Origin of the sequence: Acaryochloris sp. IP29b_bin.137 (assembly GCF_028285745.1) — a bacterium.
Classification (GTDB): domain Bacteria; phylum Cyanobacteriota; class Cyanobacteriia; order Thermosynechococcales; family Thermosynechococcaceae; genus Acaryochloris.
The window spans coordinates 1-12235 of the sequence record NZ_JANQOP010000257.1; the positions used below are offsets into that span (position 1 = coordinate 1).

Consider the following 12235-nt stretch of genomic DNA (forward strand, 5'->3'; position numbering starts at 1 on the left):
GGGATTGAGAAACGATTGGACAGACATCCTCAATTACCTAAATGGGATATCCTCATTAAGCCAATTTAGTAGGTGACTTCTTTTCAGGAAATCACCTAACGCAGCGAATAACTGCATCTGAGCCGCTAGCATCAAATCGTGTTTTTTCTTCTGGCTGGAAACATCCTGGGCCTGGCCTTGATACTCCTCCGTTAACTGACTCAACTGACGTTTTTGGCGGGAAGAGACCCAGCCTCGTCTGAGAATGGTTGGGACGGTCACTAATAAACCGATACTGACGCCAAGGGCTAAAGTCAGCAGCAAGATGAGAGCTAAGGAACCATAGAACCGCCAAACCAGAAAGCTGACCCAAATCGGATGGGCATTTTGTAACGCAAATAAAATCGCAATGAAGGCAATAATTAACGCGAAAACGACTAAAATCGGCATCTGTTCTTACGGTTTTAACGATAGATGTCTATTTGGAGACTGAGAGCAATTTCTGACTATATATTTGAATAAAACTGCAGCTTTAAAGCTTCAAAGTCTTAAATGGATACTTTACTAAACCATCCTCGACGCCAAAAGAAGTAGCTTAAGCTCCCCGTAATAATTGTCATTGCCCCCAAAACTGCCGGATATCCCCAGTACCAACCCAGCTCAGGCATATTTAGGGGAGAGGCTTGAGGATTGAAATTCATGCCATACAAGCCCGATATAAAGGTTAGGGGAATAAAAATAGTTGAAATCACGGTTAAGACTTTCATCACTTCGTTCATTTTATTGCTAACAGAGGATAGGTAGACGTCCATTAAGCTGGCAGCAAACTCTCGATAGGTTTCAACCATTTCCAAGATTTGGATTGCGTGATCATAACAATCTCGAAGGTAAATATGTACCTCGCGACTAATCAGTTGGCTATCATCTCGCAACAGAGCGGACAACGCATCCCGCTGGGACCAACTCAATCGTCGTAAAGTCATTAATTCGCGCTTAAGGACGTGGACTTGGTTGAGCGTTTCGCGAGTTGGATGCTCTAAAATTTCGTCTTCTAGCATCTCCAACCGTTCACCATAGGTCTCCAGAACGGGGAAAAATCCATCAACAATCGCATCTAAAAGAGCATAGGCCAAAAAATCTGGACCCATTTTTCGAATCGAACCCTTTCGTAAACGAATGCGAGTACGAACCGGATCAAAGGCATCATGGTAAGGCTCTTCTTGAATAGTTAGTAATGCTTTCCGATGCAAGATTAAACTCACCTGCTCACTGATAAAACCAGCTTCTTCTGGACCCGGTAATACCATGCGGGCAATGATGAGCAGTTGATCCTCATAATTTTCCACCTTTTGCCGTTGGGGGACATTCACCACATCCTCCAATACCAGTGGATGCAGGTTAAAGATGTCCCCTATCCGCCGCAGAACATTTTCGTCTCCCAATCCCTGGACATCGATCCAAGAAACCATGTCGGTATGCAAAACCTCCGCACTGTCTTCAGGGTGATCAACGACAATCTTGCGAGCATGGGATTCGTCGTAATCAATTAATATGATCTGGGTCGGCGATGCATCTTCATCAATAGACAGCGTTCCAGGTAGGCTGCCCGCCTGATCGTAAAAGTAATCGATGTAACGTTGCTGGGGAAAATCGGAGGGGGAATTCGTCATCTCTGACTCCAGAAGTTATGCTTTTCCAGTTTGCACTAATTGTCTTAGGACAAACGGGGTATCTTTACCAAGACTTCTGCCCAGATGGGGGTAGGGCTAAGCTTGAAGACACCCTCCCCCAGCGGTTGGATACGCCCGCCTTATCGAAGTCATACTTACCAGTCAAAGGTGTAGTGTACAGAAGCAAACGAGACTGACCTAACTAGAAGCGAACTTGCGGGACGAAGAGAGATAACCGTGTATTTCTATCTCAAGCTTGATCCCCCTTTTTCTCCTTTGGCTTAAAAAACTAAAGCCATAAATAATTTCTTTCAGCTTCGATATTTGGAGCCCGAGCTATCAATCCTGTTTTGTTCTGCACAAAGCACCCAGGACAGGGCATGATTGATATACATATCAATCGAATTGTTTCTGTAGATCTATGGTTGCGTCTCTTAGCGGTGCTCAAATCCGGCAAGCCTTTCTAGACTTTTATGCCGCCAAAGGCCACAAAATCCTGCCTAGCGCCTCTCTGGTGCCTGAAGATCCCACCGTCTTGCTCACCATTGCTGGGATGTTGCCCTTCAAACCGATCTTCTTAGGCCAACGAGACGCCGAAGTGCCCCGAGCCACCACCTCGCAAAAATGCATTCGCACCAACGATATTGAGAATGTCGGTAAAACCGCTCGACATCACACCTATTTTGAAATGTTGGGCAACTTTAGCTTTGGCGATTACTTCAAAGAACAAGCCATCGCTTGGGCCTGGGAACTGTCCACGGAAGTTTATAAGCTTCCTCCCGATCGCATCGTGCCTAGCGTGTTTGAAGAAGATGACGAAGCCTTTGCCATCTGGCGGGACAAAATCGGTATTCCCGAACATCGGATTCAGCGGATGGGAGCTGATGACAACTTTTGGGCTTCAGGACCGACTGGCCCTTGCGGGCCTTGTTCGGAGCTTTACTACGACTTCCATCCCGAAAAAGGGGACGACAAGATTGATCTAGAAGATGACGCCCGGTTTATTGAGTATTACAACCTGGTGTTTATGGAGTACAACCAGGACAGTGAAGGTAATCTCACTCCCCTTCAGAATAAGAACATTGATACGGGTATGGGGTTGGAGCGGATGGCCCAGATCCTGCAGGGCGCGCCCAATAACTATGAGACGGATTTGATCTTTCCAATTATTGAAACTGCTGCCAAAATTGCAGACATCAAATATAAAAAGAGTAAGGCAAAGACCAAAACTTCTTTGAAGGTGGTAGGTGATCATGTGCGGTCGGTAGTCCAAATGATTGCCGATGGGATTACCGCCTCCAATGTCGGGCGCGGGTACGTGCTGCGACGGCTGATTCGGCGAGTGGTTCGCCATGGTCAACTGATTGGCATTGATGGAGCCTTTATTACTCAAGTCGCTGAAACGGCCATTGCCTCTCTAGAGGTCGCCTATCCTGAAGTGCGCGACCGGGAAAAAATTATCAAAACAGAATTGGAGCGGGAAGAAGCGCAATTCCTCAAGACCCTAAATCGGGGCGAAAAGCTACTGGGCGAGATGATGGCGAAAAAGCCCAAGCAAATTTCAGGAAAAGAGGCTTTTGACCTGTATGACACCTATGGTTTCCCCCTAGAGTTAACCCAAGAAATTGCTGCAGAGCAAGGGCTCACGGTCGATGAAGATGGCTTTACCAAGGCCATGAAAGAACAGCAGGATCGCGGTCGTAGTGCCCACAAGACCATTGACCTGACCGTGCAAAGTGCCCTAGAACAATTAGCCGCCACTGTTCATCCGACAGACTTTCTCGGCTATACCGATTTCTCAGCCAAAGCCAAAGTGGTTGCTCTGCTGGTGAAGGGAGAAACCGTTGAATCTGCCAAGGCAGGAACTGAAGTACAGATTGCCCTCGATCAGACCCCCTTTTATGCCGAATCTGGGGGACAAATTGGCGATCGCGGCTATCTGAATGGCAAAGATGTGGTGGTGCGGATCGAAGATGTGCAGAAAGAATCAAACATTTTTATCCACTATGGCCGGATTGAGCGCGGCACCCTGAAAAAAGGAGACAAGCTAACGGCCCAAATTGATTTGGCCTGTCGTCGTCAGGTGCAAGCCCATCACACCGCTACCCACCTCCTGCAAGCCGCTCTGAAAAATATTGTCGATGAATCCATTGGTCAAGCCGGGTCCCTGGTAGCCTTTGATCGGCTGCGGTTTGACTTTAACTACAACCAGGCGGTCAGCCCTGAACAGATTCAGGAAATTGAAACCCAAATCAATACATGGATTGCTGAAGCCCATGCCACTGAAACGGAAGTGATGCCGATCACAGAAGCCAAGGCCAAAGGGGCCGTAGCTATGTTTGGTGAAAAATATGGGTCGGAAGTACGGGTGATGGATGTGCCGGGGGTTTCCATGGAACTCTGTGGCGGCACCCATGTGAAGAATACGTCTGAAATCGGTTTGTTCAAAATTGTGGCCGAAGTCGGGGTCGCTTCGGGCGTCCGTCGGATTGAGGCGATTGCAGGACCAGCGGTGCTGGATTATCTGAATGTCCGAGATGCTGTGGTTCGGGACTTAAGCGATCGGTTTAAGGCTAAGCCGGAAGAACTACCAGAGCGAATCACGACGCTGCAAACGGACCTGAAAACAGCTCAAAAACAACTGGATGCCCTGAAAGCGCAGTTGGCGTTGGTTAAATCTGAACAGCTTCTGGATCAAGCGAAACCTGCGGGTGAGGTTAAAGTTTTGGTGTCTCAACTGGAAGGGGTTGATTCAGAATCCCTGAAAACGGCTGCTGAGCGGTTACTGCAAAAATTGGGTGAAGGGGCTGTCGTTCTGGGGTCTGTGCCTGCGGAAGGCAAGGTAAGTCTGGTGGCGGCCTTTAGTCCGAAGGTGATCGAACAGGGCCTGCAGGCTGGGAAGTTTGTGGGCGCGATCGCAAAACAATGCGGAGGTGGCGGCGGCGGTCGTCCTAACCTAGCGCAAGCAGGCGGTCGTGATCCAAGCAAATTAGCGGATGCTTTAGCGGATGCTCAAAATCAGCTCTTGGCTCAGTTGCAATAGGTGATTATCCCATCAGTTTGTCGTGTAAGGTGACTCATAACCATGCCCACCCGCACAAGGTGAAGATGCCTGAGATTGCTCCTGCAGATCGCTTGTCGCTCGTGTACCTGAGCAGAGAGAGGCCCTTAAAGCAGTATCGCTCTGATTGGCAAACACCTGATAGCGTTCTCCCATTTGGAAATTAATGCCACAGGCTGCGCTATTGGAAGCACTTTCAACCGTTACTTGCTTGGAGACAGAGCCTTTGTGATTGGCTTCTACCTCGAAGGTCCATTGGACTAAGTTGAGGCCGCCAAAAGGATTGGTCTCTAAGGTCTTCATGCTTTTGTCAATTACCCGTCCCGTAAACACCACATCTGCTCGCTCCATCTGTTCTTCCGGTGTACTTCTGATGCAGCTACAGGCCCAAGCAACTTGGGGGTGAAGAAAGGGGATGACGCCGATGGGCGCGAATAAACAGGCCAGCAGGATTTTTCTAACCATGGTTTAAGGTTCCTTGCTACACACATTGAGCAAAGGGGACGCTTACGAATAGATCAACGGCAAAGGTCCCTATTCTTTCTGACCCGAAGGAATGATGTGGGTTCCATCTACAAACCTGAGGGACTGAGGAATTTGAAGGGCCAGATAGATAGCCCGACCGCCCATAGATAGAACTAGCGCTAACCAGAGCAGGTGGACCTGCCGCCACTGCCAAGCTGCGATCGCAAAAGGAAGGAACCCCATCAATGTAGCCATTAATACCGATTGGCGCAGGTGTTTACCTGCTGCCAATCCCAAAAAGTAGCCATCTAGCAAATACGCGATAGCACCGAAACCCATAACAGGAAGAAGCCAAGCCACATACTGATCAACCTGAGTCAGCACCGTCTCATGGTGGGTCAGCAAACTCAATAATGGTCGAGGAAACAAGCAGAATAATAGAGCAAAACCAATTCCGACGCTTATGCTCATCCCCCCTGATAAAATCAGCAGTTGCCGCAACCGTTGAGACTGTTGTTGTTGACTCAGCACTCCAGCCACATTCTCCATCGCAAACGCAATGCCATCAATAAAATAGGCCGCTAGGGTTACTACCTGTAACAGCAATGTATTGATGGATAATATCTCTATACCCAGGTCAGAACTCAAATGGGTAAACACGGCAAATGTGGAGATTAGGGCAAAGGTTCGCACTAGGATATCGCGGTTAAACGTCAAGGTTTGCCGGAGGGCCGCTGTTTGCCCAATTTGGGGCCAGAGCATTTGGAGTTGAGGCCCTGAGATATCTCGTCTAATTAACCCTAATCCCACAATCAGCATTAGATATTGACTCAGGGCGGTAGCTGCTCCTGCCCCAGCACTTTGCCACCCCCACTGGACAATAAAGAGATAATTGAACCCAATATTCGTAACGTTATTGACGCCTGACAGCAGTAGAACCTTCCGACTCTGAGCACGCCCTAGATACCACCCCACCACCACAAAATTAAGCAATGTCGCGGGAGCACCCCAAATTAAGGCATCAAAATAAGATTGTCCGGCCGCTTTCACCTCCGGGGTGGCGCTGAGCACGCTAAATCCCACCATTCGGATGGGCCATTGCAATAGCAGAATACCCAGGGCTAATCCTAACGCTACGACCCCATTGCGGAGTCCGACCAACAGCATGGCTTCGGTATCCTGTCTCCCCAATGCCTGAGCCGTTAGCCCGGTGGTCCCCATCCGCAGGAAGCCAAAGGTCCAATAGAGATAGTTAAACAGCACCGTTGCCAGAGCCACACCAGCCAAGTACCACAGTTCATCCAGATGCCCCAAGAACGCCACATCAAAGAGTCCAGCCAATGGCACCATTAAGTTAGACAAGATGTTGATGCCTGCCAGCCGCAGAAAAGAGTTGAGATTGGGATCAACAGGAGGTTGAGCGGTCATGGAAAGCCAGAAATGTCCAGATGCACAGTAAAACGGGGGAGGTGTTAAAACTACTCGGCTTTTTCGCTGGCGGGTAAATCTGGCTTTGTAAACCGCCACGCCCATGCGATCAAGACGCCTTGGAACGGCAATCTTAGCCAATAGGCCACCAGATTATGGGGGAGTCCATCAATTACGAGATCGTTGACTGCCATATTGATATTGGCAGGGAAGACCGCAATAAACAGGAGAATGAGTCCCCAAGCGGCAGCTCGACTGACGAAGGGAATCAGCAATCCTACACCACCCAGAATTTCAAAGAAGCCGCTAATGTAAACCAACGCCAAGGGGTAAGGCAGAATGGTAGGCATCATTTGGACAAAGGGATGGGGGGTTAGCCAGTGAAAGGTTCCTGCTGTGATCACTCCTAAGGCCAAAAACAAGCGAGCAATGGTTTTGTTCATGTTATGGTTCAACTGATATTTTGAGCTTGTTCTCTCACCGTATATCCATCGTTTCGGAGTAAGCACGGTCCCATGCCTAAATCCTCCCCCTTTGTCGGTGCAGTCTTGGACCGTTTCAACTCATTTGCCCCAGTGACGGCTCGCGCTATGTTTGGGGGACATGGCCAGTTGTGTCGCAAAAAAGGTCTGAGCTGAGAACCAATGGTAATCTAGGAGACCGTGCTTCTTTTCTCTCCTACCAATGAAAACCGCTGACCTATTCAAATGGCGTCATTACCAATCTGAGATCATCCTGCTCAATGTTCGTTGGTATTGCCATCTTTTTCATCAATCAAATCTTCGGATTAGCAGCATAGTCTTGAATAAAACTCAGAGGAGTTTTATAACTGGAAGCATTATTTGCGACACAACCGTCTAAGAAGTTGAGGGAAAGATGTAATAACTTTGCACTTTAGGTGGATGTATCCGAGTGGTCAAAGGCAGACCCTTCCGCAAAGTATGAGTGAACTCCAATGGATTAGAGTTTGGAATCTCCCATTGTACTAAGGGCCGATCTGAAGGAGGCAGAATATGGGTTGTTTGAGGTTGAGGGAGATTAGATTCAAAGGGTTGCAGTGGCTTCAGAATCAGAAATGAATAGAATGCGGAAGTCCCCAACAGCGTTGGCCAAAAGATCAGCTTAGGGAAGATGTTGTCTGCGTAGGAAATAAACTTAAACTGGCTTGAATACCTGTCATGAGTAAACAAGTAGGAATCTACCGCTACCCCCAAAAGGGCAACATACATAGCCAAGTAGAAATACTCAATATAAATGATGTCAGATCCTGGGATCTCTTGTCGAACCTGGATATGGGATAACAAAACTACGAAGAAGAGGGCTGAACAAACTCCGAGGACTTCTGAAGTATTAAAGCCAAAAATATCGGCTTGGCCTTCTTTTACCGTAATGGTGAGCAGTGTAGCAAACAGCAAGATAGCTGAAATTAGCAGGGGTACTAGGTTGACAATGAAGGCTCCCAAAAACTCTCGTTTAAGCACAACATTAAAATATAGCTCTGGGGTTTGGGGGAGTGGTGTTTCCAAGCCAAAATCCATGTCATACCGTGGTGTTTTGAAGTCAAAAAACGTTTCTTCGACTTCCCACTCACCTAAGACAATACTGTCATCGAGCCCGAAGGTATCTCCAGCTTGAGTGGCCTTATACGCATTCAGATCAGGGACTAACACGTTACTTCGGGCAAAGTCTTTCCCCCAAATACGAATCCAGACTGTCTTGTGGTCTAACGGGTATTTTTTATAATCGAAACGCTGCTTGAGAGTTGATTCAAAATACCAACCAATCACTTCTTCTGTATCACTAATGGAGCGTCGGTAGGCTTGTTGGGGTCCCAGGTTGTTACCCGAATCCACGGCTTCTGGCAAGACGAATCCCACTGGTACATCTTGGTCTTTGGGGACTTTGGCAAAGACTGACTTATCATATTTCTGCCAAATGTAGCCCGTAACATTGACCTCAGTGGCATTGTTGAACTTGAGAGATTGTAGAAAGACGCCGGTCGGAATCGCCTCAGATTTATTCAGAGATATACCCTGTTTGTTGAGGTGAGGGATGATCTCTGCTTCATTGGCAAGTTGCTCCAGGTTGGGCTGATAAGAACGATCAATCCGAAACCACATCAACCCAATGAGGGCAATAAAAAGGATTGAGGTTCCAGTAGAAATCCACCACCAGCGTTTGATATTCATCACTTGCTAAGGCTTAAGGTTAGTAGGATCGTGCCATTTATGGTGAACAAGCGGAAGCCGACTTAAGTCGAAGGGCTGTCACTTAAATTCAGAGCAGAGTTATGTCCAAGTCATCGGCGGCAGAACAAATTTGGTAAAGTCTGGCAATAGAGTGCAGTGACTTTAAGACTGGTGCTGGCTTATTTCAACTGGATCTGGTGCCACTCACGATTTAAGAACACGGCTGCCCAACAAGCTGGACTGACGGAGCATCCCTGGGTATGGCAAGACTTAGTCACCTATCCCACACTTTGTTGACGCACAATCGACACCACCATCTTTATTCATATTAATTTTTCCGGCAATGGGTTAGTTGATGGCTTCGAAATCGTCTTCTCGCAGCTTGGCAGTGCCGTCGGCTTGCAGTACCCACAGCTCTTTATGAATCACTCCTTTGGCGTTGTTCATTTTCCAGCCAGAGGTGAGAATGGCACGGGTCGCATCAATCACCTCAATTTTGGGATCTAGATATTCAACATCAGCGAACCCATCGGCAATCAGCTTTTCCCAAAAGGCTTGAATTTCGACTGTTCCAGTAAAGGTGCCAAAGGGTCTGGCATGCATAACCGCAGTGGGTTCATATTGGGCTGCACATCGGGCGGCATTGCCCGCATTAAAGGCGGACTGCCATTGCTTGCTAGCGGCTGTGGTTGCTGCTAAAACGGTATTTTTCTGATCGTCACTCAACATTAGGCGTCTCGGTATTATGGGTTTTTGGGGTGTTTATTGGGCAGTTTGGAGCCAAGCTAAGGCCGTTTCGGGGGCTAACCGTTCCCGATAGTCAACGTCAAAAAAGCGATTGAGCACCGTGCCATCAGCCGCAACCAAATAGGTAGCGGGGACAGGGAGTTCAAAACTCTGATCGCCATTGTGAGTCGTGATATCAATGCCAAAGTTGTTATAAATGGGTCGCAGACTCTCATCGAGGGTAAAGACGAGCCCAAATTGGCGGGCGACTTGGTTGCTAGCATCGGTCAGCACTGGAAACTTCAGATCAAATTTTTCTTGTGTGGTCAGGGATTGATCCGGAGTCTCCGGCGAAATCGCGACTAGGGTGGCACCGTGGGCCGTGATCTCGTCTAAGTGGGCCTGCAATGCTTGTAGTTCTAGATTGCAGTAGGGACACCAGTTGCCCCGATAAAAGGAAATCAGCAGTAGCCCTTTAGCCCGCAGATCGCGGCTACTGACTGGCTTCCCCGTGGCATCGGGTAACTCAAAATCCGGCATCGTTTGCCCTGGCTGTAAGGCTTGGTCCGTAATCCCAGTGGTGGCGAGTTTAGCGGTGGCGGCTTCCATGGTGGCAAAAACATTTTCGGGCGCTTTTTGCCGGACGCTTTCGGTGACGGCTTGGAGTTCGGTAGTAAGGGACATAACAACCTCCGATATCTGCAGATTACCTGATTTATCCCCACTGTACTCACCGACCCCTGAAGGATAAAGACCCGTGGATGCATGATACTCGTGCATAATATTCATGAATCAAAAATAGATTCATGCAATGCCTGTGGATCGGCAGGGATGGGTCTACGGGTTACAGAGGCAAACGCGTTGGAAATATCGGTACTGAAGCTGTTTGTAGATGTTGTCCGCCAGGGCAGTTTTGCGGCAGTGGCTCGCGATCTCAATATTGATCCGTCTTCAGTATCACGGGCTATCGCCGGTCTGGAGAAAGAACTTGACCTGCGCCTCCTACAGCGAACTACCCGCCAGCTCTCCCTGACAGAGGCTGGAAAAACCTACTTTGACCGCATTGAACCCCTGATCGAAGAATTACAGCAAGCCTCAGATTTAGCAACAGATGTGGTGGGGCAGCCCAAAGGACAGTTACGGGTAACGGCCTCGGTTTCCTTTGGCTTGAAGTGTATTGTGCCGTTACTGCCTCAATTTGAACAACATTATCCTGAGCTATCGGTCGATCTTGTCCTCACGGATGCGGTGGTGGATTTGCTCACAGATCGGATTGATATTGCCATCCGTTTGGGGTTGCTCCAGGATTCTACCCTGATTGCCCAGCAGTTGATGCGTACCCATTATCGAGTTTGTGCCAGTCCAGACTATTTGCAGCGGTCTCCCCCCATCAAGACGCCCCAAGATATTGCGGACCATCAATGTCTACGGTTCCCTTTGGCGGGGTTTCAGACCCAATGGTTGTTCAAAGATGCCCAGGGAACGTTCACGGAAGTGCCGGTTCACGGCAAGCTGATTATTTCCAATGGAATTGCCTTGCAACACTGTGCGATCGCAAGTATGGGACTGGCCTTACTCCCAAATTGGCTGATCCATGAAGACTTACGGTCTGGGAAGCTAGTTGATGTCTTGCCAGCCTACGAGGTCACAGGCACAGACTTTAGTACGGCAGCATGGTTGGTTTACCCGTCTCGGTGCTATGTCCCCCTCAAATTAAGGGTATTTATTGAGTTTTTGAAGCAGAATGTTCCTCCCTTAGTCACAGCTTGATGGATGCCGCTGAGGGAATTAGGCAGCTTACCGTTCTAAAAGTGTCCGTTCAGCGCTCACTTCATGGGATGTGACGACTGCACGCTCAATCAATGCCGAGCCTATAATTTTGGAAAATTCCTCATCTGGAATTTTAAGGTGTTCCTGGAGGGATGCCACGTCAGCCCATTTCTCAGTGAGGATGAGTTCTGATGGATCTTCAATATTCTGGGAAAAGATATATTCGACATTGCCAGGGTCTGAGCGGCTTTTCTGGGCACGCCGGATCAGTGCATCTTTGACCCTAACCAATTCTTCAGAAGATTGAACTTTTATTTTTCCAGTGATGATGATCATAGGGGCTCTCCATTGATCGGGTAACGGGATTGATCGGGTAGCAAAGGACCTTGCGATTGAAAAATCTAAATAGATCGATCAATGACTAGATTTTTTTCTTAATAGAAAAATAGATATTCACTAAAGGTTGCAAAGAAAAAATACGCAACAATCAACAGGGTTAACTTATACGAAACTAAAACGTAAGTTATACCAATATCTGCAGTTCTCAAATGCGATCGCAAACCAGGTGTTGTCATACTTGGTGCGAGAAGAAAGCTCAACTTTATCTGCTTAATCGATTGGGTGCCATAAGCTCTATTATCCTATGCCCTAATTACTATATCATCAACGTTCTAAGTCGCTGGCCAGCCTTAATAGCAAGAGGAATCAATCTTTATCTTTTTGCAATTTTGTGGTTGTTCAATCCACGATCCGTCATTGTCAATCTTCCCGAATAATTCATCCTTTCTGAGTAAGTTAATCAAGCTTGGGAGAGTCATACCTGTCCCATTTATCCCCTGTTCGATTAACTGATCGTTAGGCTTGCCTTTACTTGAAGTTGGAAGAAAAGACTGTGCAGTTAGAACGTCAGCTTTCTTCTCCTGATTAATACCCATAGAACCCGAAAC

The 12235-nt window shown here is 47.9% G+C and carries 12 protein-coding genes and 2 pseudogenes; 5 read left to right on the top strand and 9 right to left on the bottom strand.

Going from position 1 to position 12235, the window contains the following annotated elements; translation table 11 throughout:
- Window positions 1-33: 33 nt before the first annotated feature.
- Window positions 34-429 carry a LapA family protein gene (locus tag Q0991_RS18215; RefSeq protein WP_299491058.1) on the bottom strand — a complete coding sequence of 132 codons (396 nt, stop codon included), beginning with the start codon at window positions 427-429 and terminating at the stop codon, window positions 34-36.
- Window positions 430-527: 98 nt separating this feature from the next.
- On the bottom strand, window positions 528-1649 hold the full coding sequence (corA, locus tag Q0991_RS18220) for a magnesium/cobalt transporter CorA (protein ID WP_299491061.1): 1122 nt from the start codon (window positions 1647-1649) through the stop codon (window positions 528-530).
- 421 nt (window positions 1650-2070) lie between these two features.
- On the opposite strand from corA, the gene alaS reads away from it, so the two are divergent.
- The gene (gene alaS / locus Q0991_RS18225; protein ID WP_299491064.1) at window positions 2071-4692 is read left to right on the top strand and encodes an alanine--tRNA ligase; all 2622 of its coding nucleotides are present in this window, start codon (window positions 2071-2073) and stop codon (window positions 4690-4692) included.
- A gap of 12 nt (window positions 4693-4704) precedes the next feature.
- Here alaS and Q0991_RS18230 read toward each other — a convergent pair whose 3' ends face one another.
- The 3 genes from Q0991_RS18230 to Q0991_RS18240 all read right to left on the bottom strand — a co-directional run bounded on the left by Q0991_RS18230 (window position 4705) and on the right by Q0991_RS18240 (window position 7046).
- A complete protein-coding gene (locus Q0991_RS18230; protein ID WP_299491067.1) occupies window positions 4705-5175 on the bottom strand; it encodes a hypothetical protein in 471 nt (156 codons plus the stop codon).
- 69 nt (window positions 5176-5244) lie between these two features.
- Window positions 5245-6603: an MATE family efflux transporter gene (locus Q0991_RS18235; RefSeq protein WP_299491071.1), complete on the bottom strand. Its 1359-nt coding sequence runs from the start codon at window positions 6601-6603 to the stop codon at window positions 5245-5247.
- A 50-nt stretch (window positions 6604-6653) separates the two neighbouring features.
- Complete coding sequence (locus Q0991_RS18240; RefSeq protein ID WP_299491075.1) at window positions 6654-7046, bottom strand: DoxX family protein; 393 nt, start codon at window positions 7044-7046, stop codon at window positions 6654-6656.
- 72 nt (window positions 7047-7118) lie between these two features.
- Between Q0991_RS18240 and Q0991_RS18245 the strand changes: the two genes are divergently transcribed.
- Window positions 7119-7241, top strand: a complete 123-nt coding sequence (locus Q0991_RS18245) for a hypothetical protein (protein ID WP_299491078.1) — start codon at window positions 7119-7121, stop codon at window positions 7239-7241.
- Between the two features lie 46 nt (window positions 7242-7287).
- A pseudogene (locus Q0991_RS18250) lies at window positions 7288-7362 on the top strand (IS6 family transposase); the annotation flags it as partial.
- A gap of 98 nt (window positions 7363-7460) precedes the next feature.
- On the opposite strand, the gene Q0991_RS18255 reads toward Q0991_RS18250, so the two are convergent.
- Complete coding sequence (locus Q0991_RS18255; protein ID WP_299491081.1) at window positions 7461-8792, bottom strand: hypothetical protein; 1332 nt, start codon at window positions 8790-8792, stop codon at window positions 7461-7463.
- A 111-nt stretch (window positions 8793-8903) separates the two neighbouring features.
- Between Q0991_RS18255 and Q0991_RS18260 the strand changes: the two are divergent.
- Window positions 8904-9089: pseudogene (locus Q0991_RS18260) on the top strand (IS1 family transposase); the annotation flags it as partial.
- A 51-nt stretch (window positions 9090-9140) separates the two neighbouring features.
- Here the strand turns inward: Q0991_RS18260 and Q0991_RS18265 are convergent.
- Together Q0991_RS18265 and Q0991_RS18270 are read right to left on the bottom strand one after the other, a co-directional pair.
- A complete protein-coding gene (locus tag Q0991_RS18265; protein ID WP_299491083.1) occupies window positions 9141-9521 on the bottom strand; it encodes a nuclear transport factor 2 family protein in 381 nt (126 codons plus the stop codon).
- A 33-nt stretch (window positions 9522-9554) separates the two neighbouring features.
- Window positions 9555-10202: a peroxiredoxin-like family protein gene (locus Q0991_RS18270; RefSeq protein ID WP_299491085.1), complete on the bottom strand. Its 648-nt coding sequence runs from the start codon at window positions 10200-10202 to the stop codon at window positions 9555-9557.
- A gap of 177 nt (window positions 10203-10379) precedes the next feature.
- Here Q0991_RS18270 and Q0991_RS18275 point away from each other — a divergent pair, with 177 nt between their 5' ends.
- Window positions 10380-11288 carry a LysR family transcriptional regulator gene (locus Q0991_RS18275; RefSeq protein ID WP_299491087.1) on the top strand — a complete coding sequence of 303 codons (909 nt, stop codon included), beginning with the start codon at window positions 10380-10382 and terminating at the stop codon, window positions 11286-11288.
- 27 nt (window positions 11289-11315) lie between these two features.
- Here Q0991_RS18275 and Q0991_RS18280 read toward each other — a convergent pair whose 3' ends face one another.
- Window positions 11316-11624 (bottom strand): antibiotic biosynthesis monooxygenase, encoded by a 309-nt coding sequence (locus Q0991_RS18280; RefSeq protein ID WP_299491090.1) that lies wholly within the window; start codon window positions 11622-11624, stop codon window positions 11316-11318.
- Between the last annotated feature and the right edge of the window lie 611 nt (window positions 11625-12235).